This is a genomic window from Streptomyces sp. NPDC048479 (assembly GCF_040651435.1).
Classification (GTDB): Bacteria; Actinomycetota; Actinomycetes; order Streptomycetales; family Streptomycetaceae; genus Streptomyces.
In genome coordinates, this window is the sequence record NZ_JBEZKA010000065.1 from 1 (window position 1) to 16,168 (window position 16,168).

General features: G+C 68.0%; 16 protein-coding genes and 5 pseudogenes. 9 read left to right on the forward strand and 12 right to left on the reverse strand.

The features are described from left to right. A partial coding sequence (locus AB0D12_RS40070) for a hypothetical protein (protein WP_362694745.1) occupies positions 1-263 on the forward strand: 263 nt, incomplete at its 5' end. Between the two features lie 167 nt (positions 264-430). On the opposite strand, the pseudogene AB0D12_RS40075 reads toward AB0D12_RS40070, so the two are convergent. Further along, positions 431-1,117 (reverse strand): annotated as a pseudogene (locus AB0D12_RS40075) (IS5 family transposase); the annotation flags it as partial. A 74-nt stretch (positions 1,118-1,191) separates the two neighbouring features. Continuing rightward, on the reverse strand, positions 1,192-1,782 hold the full coding sequence (locus AB0D12_RS40080; RefSeq protein WP_362694711.1) for a TetR/AcrR family transcriptional regulator: 591 nt from the start codon (positions 1,780-1,782) through the stop codon (positions 1,192-1,194). 98 nt (positions 1,783-1,880) lie between these two features. Here AB0D12_RS40080 and AB0D12_RS40085 point away from each other — a divergent pair, with 98 nt between their 5' ends. The 3 genes and pseudogenes from AB0D12_RS40085 to AB0D12_RS40095 form a co-directional block, all read left to right on the forward strand. Beyond that, positions 1,881-3,104: an alpha/beta fold hydrolase gene (locus tag AB0D12_RS40085; RefSeq protein ID WP_362694714.1), complete on the forward strand. Its 1,224-nt coding sequence runs from the start codon at positions 1,881-1,883 to the stop codon at positions 3,102-3,104. Between the two features lie 66 nt (positions 3,105-3,170). Beyond that, complete coding sequence (locus AB0D12_RS40090; RefSeq protein WP_362694717.1) at positions 3,171-3,563, forward strand: nuclear transport factor 2 family protein; 393 nt, start codon at positions 3,171-3,173, stop codon at positions 3,561-3,563. Positions 3,564-3,870: 307 nt separating this feature from the next. After that, positions 3,871-3,978 (forward strand): annotated as a pseudogene (locus tag AB0D12_RS40095) (amidase family protein); the annotation flags it as partial. A gap of 98 nt (positions 3,979-4,076) precedes the next feature. On the opposite strand, the pseudogene AB0D12_RS40100 reads toward AB0D12_RS40095, so the two are convergent. The 3 genes and pseudogenes from AB0D12_RS40100 to AB0D12_RS40110 all read right to left on the reverse strand — a co-directional run. Further along, positions 4,077-4,199: pseudogene (locus tag AB0D12_RS40100) on the reverse strand (helix-turn-helix domain-containing protein); the annotation flags it as partial. Positions 4,200-4,301: 102 nt separating this feature from the next. Then, a pseudogene (locus AB0D12_RS40105) lies at positions 4,302-4,367 on the reverse strand (hypothetical protein); the annotation flags it as partial. A gap of 114 nt (positions 4,368-4,481) precedes the next feature. Then, positions 4,482-4,889 (reverse strand): hypothetical protein, encoded by a 408-nt coding sequence (locus AB0D12_RS40110; RefSeq protein WP_362694720.1) that lies wholly within the window; start codon positions 4,887-4,889, stop codon positions 4,482-4,484. 612 nt (positions 4,890-5,501) lie between these two features. Here AB0D12_RS40110 and AB0D12_RS40115 point away from each other — a divergent pair. Next, positions 5,502-7,505 carry a hypothetical protein gene (locus AB0D12_RS40115; RefSeq protein ID WP_362694723.1) on the forward strand — a complete coding sequence of 668 codons (2,004 nt, stop codon included), beginning with the start codon at positions 5,502-5,504 and terminating at the stop codon, positions 7,503-7,505. Between the two features lie 62 nt (positions 7,506-7,567). Here the strand turns inward: AB0D12_RS40115 and AB0D12_RS40120 are convergent, their stop codons facing one another. The 4 genes from AB0D12_RS40120 to AB0D12_RS40135 form a co-directional block, all read right to left on the reverse strand. Further along, a complete protein-coding gene (locus AB0D12_RS40120; RefSeq protein ID WP_362694725.1) occupies positions 7,568-8,218 on the reverse strand; it encodes an SMI1/KNR4 family protein in 651 nt (216 codons plus the stop codon). A 577-nt stretch (positions 8,219-8,795) separates the two neighbouring features. Further along, a complete protein-coding gene (locus AB0D12_RS40125) occupies positions 8,796-9,041 on the reverse strand; it encodes a helicase associated domain-containing protein (RefSeq protein ID WP_362694727.1) in 246 nt (81 codons plus the stop codon). A gap of 51 nt (positions 9,042-9,092) precedes the next feature. Next, positions 9,093-10,166 carry a Helicase associated domain protein gene (locus AB0D12_RS40130; protein WP_362694730.1) on the reverse strand — a complete coding sequence of 358 codons (1,074 nt, stop codon included), beginning with the start codon at positions 10,164-10,166 and terminating at the stop codon, positions 9,093-9,095. 49 nt (positions 10,167-10,215) lie between these two features. Then, complete coding sequence (locus AB0D12_RS40135) at positions 10,216-10,725, reverse strand: ArsI/CadI family heavy metal resistance metalloenzyme (protein WP_362694733.1); 510 nt, start codon at positions 10,723-10,725, stop codon at positions 10,216-10,218. A gap of 89 nt (positions 10,726-10,814) precedes the next feature. Here AB0D12_RS40135 and AB0D12_RS40140 point away from each other — a divergent pair, with 89 nt between their 5' ends. The 4 genes and pseudogenes from AB0D12_RS40140 to AB0D12_RS40155 all read left to right on the forward strand — a co-directional run. Next, entirely contained in the window at positions 10,815-11,192 is a 378-nt protein-coding gene (locus AB0D12_RS40140; RefSeq protein WP_362694736.1) for a metalloregulator ArsR/SmtB family transcription factor, read from the forward strand. 17 nt (positions 11,193-11,209) lie between these two features. Further along, positions 11,210-11,965 (forward strand): aquaporin, encoded by a 756-nt coding sequence (locus AB0D12_RS40145; RefSeq protein ID WP_362694748.1) that lies wholly within the window; start codon positions 11,210-11,212, stop codon positions 11,963-11,965. Beyond that, the gene (locus AB0D12_RS40150; RefSeq protein ID WP_362694739.1) at positions 11,962-12,381 is read left to right on the forward strand and encodes an arsenate reductase ArsC; all 420 of its coding nucleotides are present in this window, start codon (positions 11,962-11,964) and stop codon (positions 12,379-12,381) included. The genes AB0D12_RS40145 and AB0D12_RS40150 overlap by 4 nt, the downstream gene beginning before the upstream one ends. 29 nt (positions 12,382-12,410) lie before the next feature. Further along, positions 12,411-12,740 (forward strand): annotated as a pseudogene (locus tag AB0D12_RS40155) (N-acetyltransferase family protein); the annotation flags it as partial. A 33-nt stretch (positions 12,741-12,773) separates the two neighbouring features. Here the strand turns inward: AB0D12_RS40155 and AB0D12_RS40160 are convergent. The 3 genes from AB0D12_RS40160 to AB0D12_RS40170 all read right to left on the reverse strand — a co-directional run bounded on the left by AB0D12_RS40160 (position 12,774) and on the right by AB0D12_RS40170 (position 16,040). Beyond that, positions 12,774-13,439: a hypothetical protein gene (locus tag AB0D12_RS40160; protein WP_362694754.1), complete on the reverse strand. Its 666-nt coding sequence runs from the start codon at positions 13,437-13,439 to the stop codon at positions 12,774-12,776. Between the two features lie 377 nt (positions 13,440-13,816). Then, complete coding sequence (locus AB0D12_RS40165) at positions 13,817-15,421, reverse strand: ISL3 family transposase (protein ID WP_362694751.1); 1,605 nt, start codon at positions 15,419-15,421, stop codon at positions 13,817-13,819. 241 nt (positions 15,422-15,662) lie between these two features. Next, the gene (locus tag AB0D12_RS40170) at positions 15,663-16,040 is read right to left on the reverse strand and encodes a hypothetical protein (RefSeq protein WP_362694742.1); all 378 of its coding nucleotides are present in this window, start codon (positions 16,038-16,040) and stop codon (positions 15,663-15,665) included. Positions 16,041-16,168 lie beyond the last annotated feature (128 nt).

Below are 16,168 nucleotides of genomic sequence, written 5' to 3' on the forward strand. Positions count from 1 at the left end.
ATGTGGCGATCGCCAAGGTGCAGCGCAGTGGCGGTCTCACGCTGTCACGGCGGCTGTGCTCGCTCGCGGAGGACTGCGGGGTGCGGCTGATGGGGGTCGAGGACCAGGACGCCGGGCCGCGGTTGCGCCGGGGGTTGCGGTGGTCCGCTGATGCCGTCGGCGAAGTCGACGGCGGTGTTCTGTTCGTCAGCTTGTCGTTCGCGGCACTGGTGCTGGCTGCGGCGGACGAGGTCGAGGACCGAGGCGGTCCAGGCGGCCAGTGAACTGTCCGGAGTGCGGCGTGAGTTGGACGGTCGGGGTGGACCGCCCTATCTCGGCACGGTACTGCTCTCCCCGCTGTCGCAAACGGGCCTGGCACCGGCGGCGCACGCGGCCGGGCGGGGTATGAAAGAGCGTTTTGTCCCGGTGGGAGTGTTTGATTCGAGGTTGAGGTGTCGCGCCAGTCCAAGGTGGATTCACGGGTAAGGCGTCGGCTTATGAGGTCGATCATCGCGACGTGGATTGTGGCTTCGGAGCGGTGGGAGTGGGTCTCGTAGTCGCGGGCGAGACTGCGGTGGTGCATCAGCCGGCCGAAGGTCCGCTCGACAACCCAGCGCCGGGGGATCACCTTGAACCTTGACACCGGCCTCGCGTTGGACGATCTCGACGTCGATGCCGAGGCGGGCGCCGTGGTCGACAGCTTGCGTGCGGTAGCCGGTATCCGCCCACGCCTTGGTCACTCGCGGGTGCGCTTCTGCGATGCGGGACAGCACATGCATGCCGCCGACGTTCTCGGACACGCTCGCCGCGGTGACCCAGACGGCCAACAGCAGGCCGAGGGTGTCCACCCCGATGTAGCGCTTGCGGCCGGCGATTTTCTTGCCCGCATCGATGCCCTGGCCGGCCGCGGGCACGTTCGCGGAAGTCTTCACACTCTGGGCGTCCAGCACGCAGGCGCTCCGTTCGGCATCCCGGCCTTCGGCCTCTCGCACCAGATGACGCAGCAGGCCGTTGAGCTGGCCGAGGATGCCTTCCTTCTCCAGGCGGCGAAGTAGCCGTAGACCGTTTCCCACGGCGCAAAGTCATGTGGCAGGTAGCGCCAGGGAATGCCGGTGCGGTCGACGTACAGGATGGCGTCCTCCGGGACCAGCGGTTGCGCAAGCGGACGGCCCCGAGAGCCCGTCTGTGAGCGGAGGTGCAAGTTCACGACGCTCAAGCCGTGTCCGGCTCACTCCCGTTGCCGAGCAGTCTGTCCACGAGCAGTTCCGGATAGCCGGAGGCCGGCGGGTCGATGCCGAAGATCGCCCTCAGATACAGCGGTGCGATGAGCTGGTCGAGGATCTGCTCCAGAGGCGGGGGGCTCTCGCCGCGGACCGCGGCCCGCTCACGGATGCGCTCGATGGCGGCGATCCGGCGCTGGAACTGCTGTGCGCGTTCCGCCTGTGCCGTGGGGCTGCTGGGCATGGACAGGGCGACGGCGCGTACGAGGAGCCGGCCTTCGGGTGTGCTGATGTTCGCCACCCCGGCCTCGGCCCAGGCGATGAGGTCGCCGCGCAGGCTGCCGGTGTCCTTCAGCGGCCAGTCGCGTTCGAGGCGGGTGGTGACCACGTCGGCCAACAATGCCTCCGGGCCGCCCCAACGCCGGTAAATGCTGGTGTGGTTCACGCCCGCGCGTTGTGCGATCGCGGGAATGGTGAGGTCGGCTCCTTCCGGGTCGGACAGCAGGTCGATCACGGCCTGGTGGACGGCCGCGCGGACCTGCTCGGGGCTCTTGCGGATGCGTGGAGATGGCTGTTGGCTCACGAACCCATCGTAAGCACAGATATTTGCTTCGTGACGCCTGGAGGGTCTACAGTTCACCGCAAGCACAGATCTGTGCTTGCGGTCCTGAGGAGAGTGACATGAAGCAGCTGCTGTTCCCGAACAACACCCAGTTCTGGTACGAGACCCTGCGCTCGATGAGCCACATCGCCTACGGCGGCGCCGACTTCGGCGAGGTCGTCTCCACCGGCGAGCGCATCATCGAGGGCGACTACGACAGCTGGCACACCGAGTGGCTCGCCACCGCCGACCGTGTGTCCGCAGAGGCCGAGAAGGCCCTGGAGGCCGGGCACAAGGTCAGCGCCCGGGACGGGTTTCTGCGAGCCTCGAACTACTACCGGTCGGCGGAGTTCTTCCTGCACGGCAATCCGTGCGACCCCCGTCACGACCACGCCTACGACCGCAGCGTCGCCTGCTTCCAGGCCGCCGCCGCCCTCTACACCGGCCCGCGTATCGAGCCGGTGCGCATCCCGTACGAGGACACCACCCTGCCCGGCTACCTCTACCGCGCCGACGACTCCGGCACGCCCCGGCCGACCCTGATCATGCACTCCGGCTTCGATGGCACCGCCGAGGAACTTCACTTCAGCGGCGCGCTCGCGGCCGTGGAGCGCGGCTACACCGTGCTGGTCTTCGACGGCCCCGGACAGCCCGGGCCGCGGCACCGCGAGGGCCTGGTCTTCCGCCTCGACTGGGAGAACGTCATCACTCCCGTGGTGGACTTCGCGCAAACCCTCCCCGAGGTCGACAACAGCCGTATCGCGCTGCTCGGTTCCAGCATGGGGGGCATCCTCGCGCCGCGGGCCGCGGCCTTCGAGCACCGGCTCGCCGCGCTGATCGCCGTCGACGGCGTCTACGACCTCGGCCAGATATCCGTCCGCAACATCCCCGGCGACCGCAAGGCGGCCGAACAGCTCCTGCGTGCGGAGTCCGCCCCCGAACTCGACGCCGCATTCGAGCAGATCATGGCCGAGGACGCGACTGCACGCTGGGCGATCAACCACGGCATGTACGTCATGGGCGTCGACACCCCCCGCGCCTTCAGCGCCTCCTACCTCGACTACACCCTCGACAACGGCATCGCCGAGCAGATCCAGTGCCCCACCCTCGTCTGCGACGCCGCCGAGGACGAATTCTTCAAGGGCCAGCCCGAGCAGCTCTACGACCACCTCACCTGCCCCAGGACCCTCATGGTGTTCACTGCCGAAGAAGGCGCCGGCGCCCACTGCCACCCCGGAGCCATGCGCCTCTCCCTTGCCCGCATCTACGACTGGCTCGACGACACCTTCGCCACGACAGCCTGACGTTCCCGGGCCGCCGGGCACCGCCACGGATCCCTTCTCACTCGGCTCTGCTTGTAAGGAACTCCCATGACCCGCACCGGCATCAAGTCCGCACTCACCGACCTGCTCCTCAACGACGAGATCACCCTTGACGAGGCCGCCGACCGCCACTTCACCCCCGACTACCGGCAGCGCACGGACGGCGAGTGGGCGGACCGAACCCAGTTCCTCGACCACATCGCCCACCTGCGCACGCTCGTCGCCGGCGGCGAAGTCGAAGTGCACGAGGAGCTGTACGACGGCAACAAGTACGCCGACCGGCACTCCTGCCACATCACGAAGAAGGACGGCTCGACCGTCAGCATGGAGGTCTACGTCTTCGCCGACCTCGCCCCCGACGGCCGCTTCCAACGCATCGAGGAGACCACCCTGATGCTCAAGGGCTCCGACGCCGACCGCAACCTCGGCAGCGCCCGCTGAATGGGTCGCGGCGCGTGATGGGCTGAGTCAGCGCAGGTCTACCTGGAAAGCGTGACGGTGGTAGGCAGGGCAGGTGAAGATCCGCAGGTTGACCCCTGTCTCAGCATCGCTGGCCACGGTGAACAGCAGCGTCATGCCCGTGCCGCAGTGAGACTCGGCCGGGCCCTCGCGGATGTGAAGTCGTGAGACAGTCCAGGTCAGAGCGCCGCCGTGTGAGGCGAGCGGGGAGACCCTACACCGCATGTGGGGTCTCAGAACCCGCTTCACAATCTCAGGCCCGGCTGCACTGCGGCTGCACATGTGAAGCGCCGGGCTGCCCACGACCTGGGGCATGCCGCTACACCGGAACTACATGCCGGCCGAGGACGCGGTGCAGGTGTCGCGGCTCAAGGCCGCAGGCGCGGTGGTGCTCGGCTCCGGATCGCGTCGGATCTTTCCTTCCTTGGAGCGGGCTCGCCGCACGGCGGCCCGCCGCTGGGCCTGGAACGGGTGGTACTTCCCCGTGCGCGGGTCGCGGTTGCGGCACACCTCGCGGCTGATCGTGGCTGGGTCCCGGCCGAGCTCGCGGGCGATCGCGCGCAGGGACTTCTTCGCACGCAGCAGGTCGGCGATGGTGATCCGCTCATCCTCCGACAGGTACCGCTGAGAGATCGCACGGGCGTCCCGCTCCTCAGCGATCGGCGGGTAGAACCGTTCGCGTCCTGTCCGATCAGCGTCCTTGCGTCCGTACCTCCATCGGGCCCCGGTCCTACGGTTGATACCCACCTCGCGGCACGCGGCCGAGTTGCTCATTCCCTGCGCCATGAGCCGAAGGTATTGATCGCGCTTCTCCACCTGCGGGGCAGGTCCACGCTTCGTACGGTTCCGACGCGGCTTGGTCGTCGCAACATCCCTCAAGGGCTGGTGTTGCAACGACCTTTAGAACCCAAGCGTTCCTCTGGGGCCAGAAGACTCGTTCGAAGCCAGCTCGGCCCCCGCTGGCCCGGTCACCTCCTGGAGGTGCTCGTCGACCTCAGCGCGCAGTGCCGGTTCGGCAGCACTGATGCGCGCGGGGGAGGTGTCCCAGTCCTCATCGCACAGGAATCCGCTGGCGTCCAGGGAGCGGTAGCAGTACACGGCTTCGACGGGTTCGTCGCGCAGCAGGCCCTCGAGGAAGAGGGCGTAGGCGGCCGTGTTCTCACTCGCCAGCGCCTCGTCCCAGCGCAAATAGAGCTTGAAACAGGCCTCGTTGACGACCTCGCGGGCATCGTCGAGCGAGCCCAGTTTGAACGTCGCGTATGCGACGTAGTCGTCCCGCTTGTCCAGGACGAATGAGTCGTACACCACCGGGTGGTGCTCCTCAAGGCGGGCCGTGCCCCAGCACGGCGCGGCGGTCGGTCACTTCCTTCCCCGCGGGGAGCCGCCTGCTGGGGCTTGAGGGGGGCCTGGTGTTGCTGGCAGGCGGCCTGGTTCCCCACGAACGCCTTCTGCCGACGGTGTGCCGTCGCACATGCTCGGTCCTTTTGCGATGTTCGTCCGGCCTCCCCCGCGGGCCGGGAGAGCGGCGGTGGCGGCTCTCACCCCTAATGCCGTCACAGCGGCGCGAAACGTCCAGTCATCCACGATGAATTTTGACGGAACGTCACATCAAGAACGTAATCCGTAGTTACCCAACGGTAGTTGAGCCCTGCGGCGGGGATTGCGGTTGCGTGGTTGATCACGAAGGAAAACAGCTTCTGTAGGGATGCGGCGGGACCCGGCGCGTTCCGCAGTGGACTCGTCTTCCACCTCAGGAAGGTCGGCTGCTATCACTTGCGGCTGGTGACACGTTCGTTGACGTCACCCGCTATTGGCTGGACTTTCTCGGTGCGGGGTAAACCATGTCCTTGGCCATATGGCCTTGAGGGTGCGTCTGATGAGCTTGCGTCGAACATACGTACCCTCAAGGAGGATTCGAAGTTGAGACGCATACGCACCCTGTCGACCCTGCGGCACGTGGCCGCAGGCGCCGTCTTCGCTCTGCTCGCGGGAGTGGGAACGGCGTCAGCCGCCGACTTCACGCCGAGTCCCACCCCTTCCGCTGCTCCGGCGTCGCGTCCAGCAGCCGGGCCCGAAGACGCGGCAGCCGCTGGATCGCGCCCCGTATCGGGCAAGAACCCCTCGGCCGGCCCGCAGTTCAAGAAGAGCGGCAGCACCTGGCGCGTCATCGCACCCGAGGCCGTCTTAAGTAACACGGTCACCGACGCAGACGGCGACAAGAGCACCCTGACCTTCGAGGTGTGGACGACTGACGCCAGCGGCAAGCCGAAGTCCCAGGTCAAGCTGACCGACGCCAACCCCTATGGCGTCCTGGTCTCCCCCTACGTAGCCTCCGGCAAACCCGCGTCTGTCCCTGTCCCGTACGGGAAGCTGAAGCCGGGCGTGACGTACACGTTCCACACCAACGCCTTTGACGGCAGCCTGTACGAGACAACCTGGTCACCTTGGGCGAACTTCCGCATCGACCCCTATGTGACCTTCCCCGCCCCGCAGGCATCCTCGACGATCGACCCGGTCGCGCAGAAGATCATCGAGTTCACGCGCACCGACCCGGGCCTGGCGCTGCCCACCCTGCGCAAGGACGGCACGACCCTCAAGGCCCCCGCCCATAAGCGCACGTGCGGCAAGCCGGACGCCCAGGGGCACAAGCTGTGTATCGAGCTGAACCCGCCCTCCAAGAAGGCTAAGAACGCGCTCCGGGCGCCCGCGCCGGTGAGCCCGGCCGTCGAGCTGGTCGACTGGTGCTACGACAAACCGTCCGGCAAGGACTACATGACCCGCGCCGAAGCCTGCCTGAAGACCATCGGCAGCGGCACACTGATCTTCACCGACACCGATCCTGAGAAGCCCGCACTGGGCACCGCCACCTTCAACATCGAGCAGCGCATCAAGGCCTACCCGAACAAGGGAGGAAGCGGCTCCAACTTCGCCGAGTTCGACCAGCAGATCATGTTGGAGCCGACGCACATCGACCCCGAACTCAAAGGCGTCCACATGAAGTGGAACGTCGGATCGACGTGCAAGTCCTGTGTGACGTCGAACATCAGGTGGGCGGACAACCAGAACAACCCCGCAGGTGTTGACGCGTACTGGCCCATCGAGATGGACGGCCGGTACGGCGGCCGGTGGGGCACCGTCCAGACCACCTGGTCCGGCACGGGCAAGGAGACCATCGACCTCGGATGGTCCATCACCGCCACCGTGAACGCCGGCGGAAACCCCGCAACGGCGAACTTCGGCACCAGTGGTGACGTGCGCGTCCGCGAACTCGCCCCCCGCTGCGACGACATCCTCAAGGGTGTGGCGCCCGGCTGTGTGCTGCCGTTCTTCAAGCCGACCTACACCGTCGACACCAACCTGTACCCGGCGGCCGGTGCCTACTACTGGCTGATGCAGGAGAAGATGCCCGACCACGCCGGCTCGGTGAGGTGGGACTCCCTCCTGCACTATCTCGGCCCGGACACCACGGTCACCAACCCCAACACCGGCAAGCCGTGGACGTCGGACAACAGCCGCAACAAGGTGTGCGGCAACTGGACCGCGCATTCTTCTGACGCCTCCGTGGGCTCGGTGGACTGCGACGAGTACGCCATGGCCTCCACCCACGAGAGCGGAGGCTTCCCCGGCGGCGTCAACCAGGTCACCAACGGGGACCAGTGTGCCCAGCTCTTCACCGACAAGATGGGAGACGGCTCGGCCAACTTCGGCCTCCTCGCCGACACACGAAAGGCTGTGGACGGGCCCGACGGCACGGAGCGGTGCGGCCGGGCGGCTATTGCGAGCACGCAAAACCAGCAAGCCTTCAAGAGCTTCCCGGCTCCTTCGTGGCGCATGCTGGACGATGACGGATTCTTCGTCTCCAACCCCGGGTTCGAGCACTGCGCGAACGCCAACACCACCTGCGCCTGGCGCAAGGTCGGCTGAGGCGTCCTGACGACGCGCTGAAGGGGGGACCGGCCAACGGCCGGTCCCCCCTTTCGCGTGTTTCATCCTTCGAAGGGGACCCACTGGTCTTCCTGATCGGGGTTGATCATGCTGCCCCATACGAGGGCTCCGTTGATCAGTCCCGGCTTGTCGCGTGTGGCCAGGGAGGGCGTTTCAAGGCTGTCGGCGATTTCTTCCAGGTAGGTGGTCAGTGTGTCGCGTTCGTCTTCGTCGCCCCGGTCTTCGTTGTACCGGCTCCAGTGGCCCAGGTAGCCGGTCTCGGTGTCGAGGTAAAGGCCGGAGGTGCGGTCGGTGACACCGAAGGAGCACACCGGTATCCAAGACGTCTTCCATATCGTGGTCTGGTCGTCGCCTGGTGTCTGGCGGTTGGCGTTGAGGGTTTCTTCGTGCCGTTGGGCATTCATCTGCTGGCGGTGGAAGGCGGTGACGGCGTCCAGGCTCATCAGGGCCTGGTTTCCCAGCAGGAATCCGGCTCCGTTGATGCCGTTGTCGCCCGCGGTCAGGCGCCACAGCGTCTTCAGTTCGTGGGGGATGCGGGCGTCGGTGGCGTCCTGGACGGCCGCGATCTCGTTCTCGGCTGCGCCGGGCCTGAGTGCGGCGTGGGTGGCGGGGGCGTGGTCACGTAGCCAGGTGTCGATGCGCTGCCAGGTGTCGGAGATCTGCCTGGCCTGTGTGTCGTCGGTGCCGGTCATGGGTTCTCCTGTCCGGGGCCGCTGCCGGGCCGGGGGTTGTCTTCCACATCATCGCCGCCCAGGCCGAGTTCATCCGCGAGCTGATCGTCATCGGCACCAACGAGGGCCTGGACGCAGTCCGCGCCCCGGCAGGATCGACGGGCGCCGCACCGCCGCAACCGAAGAGATCATCCGCGCATGCCCGCGACCTCCTGCCCGACCCGGCTGCTCGATCACCTCGATCGCTAGGCTGCTGGGCGTCTCGCCAGGCACTCTCTACGGTCAATCTATCTTCAGCGGGGGTTCCTCTACCTCAACTTCTCACACCCGGCTACAGACCACGCCGGTCCTCCGGTGTCGCAGCTGGGATTCGAGCGTGCTCAGGCTTCCGCAGGTACCTGGGTCAACGTTGGCAAACGTCCCGGTCCGGTGGGACACTCCGCTCGCTGCCGCCCCTGAAGTGACGAGAGTCGTCAGTGTCACGGCTATCGGCATAACTCCGGTGAAGTGGTGCTGCAGCCGGGTCTTGTCGAGGCCGCGGTAGCGGGATGTGCGCAAGCAGAAAGCTCGGACATCCTGGGAGATGATGCCCTTGCCCTCACGCCCAGCGCATCCCGAGGGCCGACAGGTCTGCCACCCGCTCGGGCAACAGCTTGGCGGCCTTCACGCGCTGCTGGCTGACCCAGGAGCCCAGCCGCACGGTCTCTCCGCCGAAGTGCTCGGTGTGGCTGCGCGGAACCTCCAGGTGCCCCTCGCGCTCGTGGTACTGCCGGGCGGCGGCCAGGTTCTGGGCCCGCATCTCAGCCCGGGTGCGCTTGGCCGGCGCAGCCGTGATATCCCGCACGCTGGTGAGCATCCACTGCTGGGTCGCGGTCAGCTTGGCGTAGCCGGCGCGCTAGACGGCGGCCCACTTGCCCAGGTCTTCTCTGTCCGCGACGGCCTGTCCGGCCTTGTCCGGCAGCGTGCCGCCGGCCTTGGTGTGGTTCCAGGCGAGCCGGAAGGCGCGCTGCCAGTCGATGCTCCCCGTCGGGCACCAGCCGGGGTCGATCTCCTCGAGGGCCTGCCGGCGCTCGTCGGACAGGGGCGCGGTGCCGCCCTCCGGCTCGGGCAGGCCTTCGGCGCGGCAGCGTTCGAGCTCGGCGGCCCGGCGTGTGGCAGCCCTCTGGTTCTTCAGCCAGCGGCCCACCGGGTACTCGCCGTGGACGGCGTCCACCGGTGCGGCCAGGCCGACTTCGCGTTCGTCGGCCCAGGCGGCGGCCGCGGCCAGGCCCTCTTCGAAGCCGGCGTCGAAGTGCGACCAGACCATGCCGAGGGCTTGGAGCTGGGCGACGCGCTCGGCGTCCAGGCGGTCGGCGTTGTAGTGCCGGCGGCAGTCGGAGACCCACACGCCGAGCGGGAAGTCGGCGGGGGACCAGTCGGCGGGGGTGCGGTAGCCGTACGGCACGCGCAGGTCCTGGTGCTCCTTGGCGTAGCGCTGGGCGGCCTGGATGCCGCGCCGCCAGTGCACCCGCTCGGAGTTGAGGACCCGCAGCTCGATGAACGCGGCCAGCTGGCGCGCGTCGCGCGGGGCGGAGAACCGCAGCAGGCCCTTCGCAGGCCGGCTGACCGTCGCCGCTTCCTCGCCATCGGCCTCCTGGTCCAGGTCATCGTCCCAGTCGCGGGATTCGTCGCGGGGCTCGGGAACGTGGGTGCGCGGAGTGCCGGGCTCGGTCACCTTCTCGATGCGGGCGTCGTGTGCGCGCAGCGCGGACAGCAGCTTGGCCAGCCCGTTGTACGCGGGAGGTGAGCATGGCGTCCCGCCCTCGCCGGGGGCGAGGAATGCCGGCACGACCAGGGTGGCAATCTTGCCTTCGCCCGGGTGCATACGCAGGGCGCGGCCGACGGCCTGGACCAGGTCGGGCATCGAGCCGCGGACATCCGCGAAGACGACGGCGTCGCATTCGCGGGTGTCGACTCCCTCGCCGGCCATGCGGTGGTCCGCGCGCTGCCGGCGCAGGCCCCGCCAGGCAGGTAGCGGCTCAGCTGCCGCAGGCGCAGCCGGCGGCGGCCTTCGCCTCGGCCGGGGTCTGGGACGCATCGACGGCCTGCTCCTCGGGGGTGCAGCAGGCGGTGGTGCCGCAGCACGCCTCCGGCGTGGTGTCGGCGCTCTTGCCGAGGGTCTCTGCGTCGGCCTTGACCACGTACACCTCCCACGGCTCCTTGCCCGGGCCGGTCACCCACACCTTGTCCTGCAGGGCGTAGCAGCAGGAGGTGTCGTTCTCCTCGAACGTGGCCAGGCCCGCCTCCTTGAGCCGGGTCGTGGCGGCGGTGACCTCCTCGGTGCTGGCGACCTCGACACCGAGGTGGTCCAGGCGCGTCTCCTCGCCTGCCTCGCCCTCGATGAGGACGAGCTTCAGCGCAGGCTCGGTGATGGCGAAGTTGGCGTAGCCCTCCCGCCGCTTGGCGGGCTCGGTGTTGAACAGCTTGGAGTAGAAGGCGATCGAGCCTTCCAGGTCGGCAACGCGAAGGGCGAGCTGGACTCGGGACATGGCGGTCTCCCATCCGGGACGATCCTGTATCGACGACTGTCGATACAGTGGAGGTTGCCACTTGATTAGACGCCTGTCAACATAGAGTCATGTCGAAACAAGCTGGTCTGCCAATAATCGGCCAGGACGCGGACTGCTGCGCCCCGATGGTCCGCGAACCGCTGGGTGAAGTGGACGCGGCCGAGCTGTCGCGGATGTTCAAGGCGCTGTCGGACCCGATCCGACTGCGGCTGCTGTCCCTGATCGCCTCCCACGAGGGAGGGGAGGCGTGCGTGTGCGACCTGATCGGCCCGTTCGACGTCTCCCAGCCGACCATCTCCCACCACCTGAAGGTGCTGCGCGAGACTGGCCTGGTCGGCTCCGAGCGGCGCGGCACCTGGGTGTACTACTGGGTGCTGCCCGAGGCCCTGGCGAAGCTGTCCGCCCTGCTGCAGACCCCGGCCGTGCCCGTCAAGGCTCCCGCGTGAGCGCCACGGTGCCGCTGATGCGGCGTGCGGCGGCCGAGGCCGTCGGCACCGCGGCGCTGGTGGCCGTGGTGGTCGGCTCCGGGATCCAGGCGACCGAACTGACCCGCGATGTCGGCGTGCAACTGCTGGCCAACTCCCTGGCAACCGTCTTCGGCCTGGGCGTGCTCATCACCCTGCTCGGACCAATCTCTGGGGCGCACTTCAATCCCGTCGTAACGCTCGCCGCCTACTTCACCAGCCGCCGCACGGCCGATGGCCTCAGCCTGCGGGAAGTGGCCGCGTACATACCCGCCCAGATCACCGGGGCCATCGGCGGCGCGGTCCTCGCGGACGCCATGTTCGCGAGACCGCTGGTGAACTGGTCCACACACGACCGGTTCGCCGGCCACCTGTGGCTGGGAGAACTGGTCGCCACCGCAGGACTGGTCTGGCTGATCTTCGGTCTGACCCAGGCAGGCCGCGCGCACCTGGCACCGGCCGCGGTCGCCTCCTTCATAGGCTCCGCCTACTGGTTCACCTCCTCCACCAGCTTCGCCAACCCGGCGGTGACCATCGGCCGGGCGTTCACCGACACCTTCGCCGGCATCGCGCCCGGCTCCGTGACGCCGTTCCTCGCCGCCCAGCTCGCCGGAGCCGCCGCCGGACTGGCCCTGGTCGCCATCACTTTCGGGCGCCCGGCATCCGCAACTGGGGACGAGATTGTCGTCCCGCACGGCGAGCAGCAGCTCGCCGCACCCTCCCGCCCTGCTGAAGAAAGCGCCCTGTCCTCATGAGCACCCCCCTCACCCCCTCCGTGCTGTTCGTCTGCGTGCACAACGCCGGACGGTCCCAGATGGGCGCCGCCTTCCTCACCCACCTAGCCGGAGACAAGGTGCAGGTCCGCTCGGCCGGCTCCGCCCCGGCCGACGCCGTGAACCCGGCCGCGGTGGAGGCCATGCGCGAGGTCGGCATCGACATCTCCACCGAGACCCCCAAGGTACTCACGGTGGAGGCGGTCCAGTCGTCCGACGTCGTCATCACGATGGGCTGCGGGGATGCCTGTCCGTACTTCCCGGGCAAGCAGTACCTGGACTGGAAGCTGGACGACCCCGCCGGCCAGGGCGCCGAGGCCGTCCGGCCGATCCGCAACGAAATTGAGCGGCGCATACGTAGCCTGCTCGCCGAACTCGATATCGAGGTGGCACCGTGAGCACTGCCACCAGCGTGCGGGTTACGGCTATGCAGCCAGAGCACGCCGCGGCCGTAATGGCGATCTACCAACTCGGCATCGACGAGCAGAACGCCACCTTCGAGACCACGGCCCCGGCCTGGGAAGCGTTCGACGCAGCCAAACTGCCCGAGCATCGCCTCGTCGCTTTGGACGACGAGAGCCAGGTACTGGGCTGGGCCGCTGTAGTGCCGGTCTCTGACCGATGCGCGTACGTCGGAGTGGTCGAGCACTCCGTCTACGTTCACCCCAACGCCCGCGGCCGCGGCGTCGGCTCGGCACTGCTGACCGCCCTGATCGCCTCCACCGAAGCGGCGGGCATCTGGACGAACCAGTCCGGCAGGAGACGCCTCCACGCCGACCGGACTCGGTCGTCACGTCACCTTGGTGCTCTCCATGACCGCGTCGACCTCCCCGTCGGTCGCCGTGTCCGGCGTGCCCGTGGCGATTCCCAGCACGAACGAGGAGCGCTTGTCGTCCACCGTGACGAGGGTCAGCCTCAGGTGCGCGAGGCCGCCCTTCTTGTCCTTCACCCTGAGCCACACCGTGTGGGCCGGGTGGCCGCTGACCGTCGTCGACCGGGACTCCTCGAGCGCCACCGCCTGGTCCGGGAAGAAGAACTCCGCGTTCGACCGGGCCGCGAACTCCGTTTGTCGTTGCAGGTCGGAGGGCGGTATCACCTGCCGGGACCGGCCGGCGAAGACGGTGCCGCCCGCCTCGCCCTGAGCGGCCTTCCTCGTGATCTGTGAGGAGAAGCCGCTGATCAGGTCCTTGTCTTTCGCCTCGTCGTGCTCCCAGTGCTCGAGTATCGCGTAGGACAGTCCGGCCCTGGTGTCGGTCACCCGGGGCCGGCCGGCCAGTGCGGAGCCGTCCTCGTCGCGACTCAGCCACCACGCGGTGGCGGCCCCACCGAGCAGCAGCAGGGCCAGCGCCACCACCATGCCGACGATCAGCGCCCGGCGGGCGCGCGGTGGCGCCGGCGGCGGGTAGCTGGGGTGGGGCGGGTAGTACGGCTGGCCGGTCAGCGGTGGTGTCGTCATGCGTTCAGCCTTCAGGCCCGGCCCGGGTCCCCGCCTGAGCACTCCTACTCAGAGCGCTACCTAGATCCCGCGTCGTGCTCGCGCTCAGGCTTGTACGGGCTCCAGTCTGCGCGGCTCTACGACCTGTGAGTTCAGCAGTCCGGGCCTCCATCAGGCGCCAGCTGACTGCCCAAGAGCACTCCGCGGTCCAGGAGTTCCCGGGTGACCATCGAGCACCACCGTCCGCAGGGACGAATGGGCGCTGACTGTGCGGCCCACGCCGGCGGGGCGGTGAGGAAGTGCGAGGCCGTGGAACGGTTCTCGTACGGCCAGTACCAGCTGTCTGTAAGAACTTTTCTTGGGGTCTGGCCCAAGTTGTGTGAGCCGACTACCTAGCGTCACGCGAGGAGAACGCGCTTGCGAAGAAGTGGGAATCCGGCGCGACCGAACATCTGCCTTTTGAGCATCTTGATCCGGTTGACTGCCCCCTCGACAGGACCTGAGTTCCAGGGAGTGGTCGGCCCTGCGGTCACCGCGTCGAAGTCGCCTTCCAGGCCGGCGGCGAAGGTGCTGATGCCCGGCAGCCCCGCGGTCATGGCGTCGGTGATCCACTCGGTCAGGCGTCCGCCGTCGAGCGTGGTGAGCATCTCCGCGAACGAGCTGATCAGCTGGGCTGCGACCTCCAACTGCGGGCACTGGTCGAGAACCATTTTCCTGCGCTCTTTTTCCTCTTCGGTGAGGGTGGCGGGGTGGCGGGTGATCCAACCGGTGACCTGCCGGATGGACGGTGCGGCAAGCGGTGGCGGGATGCCGTCCGCCACGGTCAGGGCTCGGCGCGTCCACTGGTTCACGGTGGAGTAACTGCCCCGGAAGCCACGTTCGGTGATCTCCCGGTGCAGTGCCAGGACAGTCACGCGGCCGGCGGTTTCGGCCCAGCGGTGTTCCAGGTAGGGCTTGAACGGATCGAGTTTGCTGGGTTGTTGGCGCTTGCGGCCTTTCACCATGTCCTGCCAGTTCGTAGCGCGTGCGTACCGCTGGACGGTGTGACGGCCCCAGCCCAGGTGCCGGGCGATCTCCCGCAGTCCCATGTTCTGGGCCAGCAGCTCGTGGACCAGGGCATGGTGGGTGCGAGCCCGTTCGGCGAACTTCCCGGCCGGCTCCTCGTTTTCCTGCTGGACCGGCTCGGCCGGGGTCTCCCAGTCGGGTTCCGGCTCGGGGATGGCGGGCGGGAGATCGTGCAGGCGGGCGCGGTGGGCGGCGACGGTCTTCTCCGCCGCCTTGGCGATGTTCTGCCATAAATGAAAGCGGTCGGCCACTTGCGTGGCCTGAGGTGCGGCGGAGGCCGCTGCGTCCGCGTAGGCGCCGGAACGGTCGCGGCAGATGACCTCAATCTGCGGGTGCCGGGCCAGCCACGGTGCGAGCGTTGCCGCGTCCCGCTCTGGCAGCAGGTCCAGGACCTGGTGAGTTTCGGCGTCGATGATCACGGTTCCGTAGACGTGTCCACGGCGGAGAGCGACGTCGTCCACGCCGACGGCCCTCGGCTCGATGCTGGGCGGGTCGGGCAGGTCCATCACCCGGCGCAGGAGCGTGCTGCGGCTCGCCGTGATCCCCATGTGCTCGGCGAGACGGGCACCGGCCCGGCCGGCCAGGGCCAGCCCGATGCTGTCCATCGCCGAACGCAGCCGCTCGGTGGCCCGGCCGTGACGCCGGGTCAGACCCGGCACCTGTTCGGCGAAAGTCCGCCGCGGACACGACGGACCGGCACAGGCGAACCGCCGGACCCGCAGCGACAGCACCACCCGCCGTCCCGCGCTGGGCAGGTCCGCCGGAAACCGCAGGTACGAGCCATGCACCCGCTCCGACCAGTCCCCGCAGCCCGGACAGGCGGCGCCCGCCACCGTGCACCGGGCCTCGACACGGACCACACCGCCGCCCGTGTCGACGGCCACGACCGTGACACCGGCGACCTCCGGGAACAACAACTCCTGCACCAAGGACGACATCTCGCTCACGACGACCGAATGTCAGCCGCATCAGCCGAACGAGGAGCGAAAACCAGGCGACTTCCGAACCGACCCAAGCAAGATCAACGACTACAACGTGTAGTCGGCTCACACAACTTGGGCCAGACCCTTTTCTTGGCCCCAGAGCGGGAACGTGAAGTGGCTCCACCGGGCGTAAGAAGTTGATCTGGCTCCACTCGCTCCGGGTGGGCGACGTGCCCAACTGGGACTGCCCCGGGCGTCAGGACTGTTTGAGAATCTCGGCCTTGCACCGGTCGTACTCGGCGACGGCGGTCGGCACCCCGTCGAAGAAGTCCTCCCAGAACCCGGGCCGCTGCCATTCCCGCGGAGCCAGACTCAATGCTCCGTCATCCAGCGCAGCAACCCAACAAGCGGGCATTCGGTCGCTGAGGACTGTGAACATCGCCGCGTCCCACAATCCCGGACTGTCGAAGGCCCCAGGCAGGCTGTCGATGGGGTCCGGAACGCGAAGCAGCACCTTGTCCGCTGTGGTCAGCACTTCCAGAACGGGGCACTCGGCCCCGATGCGCACGGCTGGGTGGTCGTTGACCACTGCACCGGTCGCGGGACTGATGATCTGAACACAGCGGACGATCATCCATGCAGCCTACAGACTGCCTGAGCAGCACTGAGAAGCCTTCCGCTTACCGTTCGACAGGCTTGATCAGTCGAACACGGTTCCTGTTTGGGTGATCTCTCGGCAGCCGCGGCATAACGGCAGGGCCT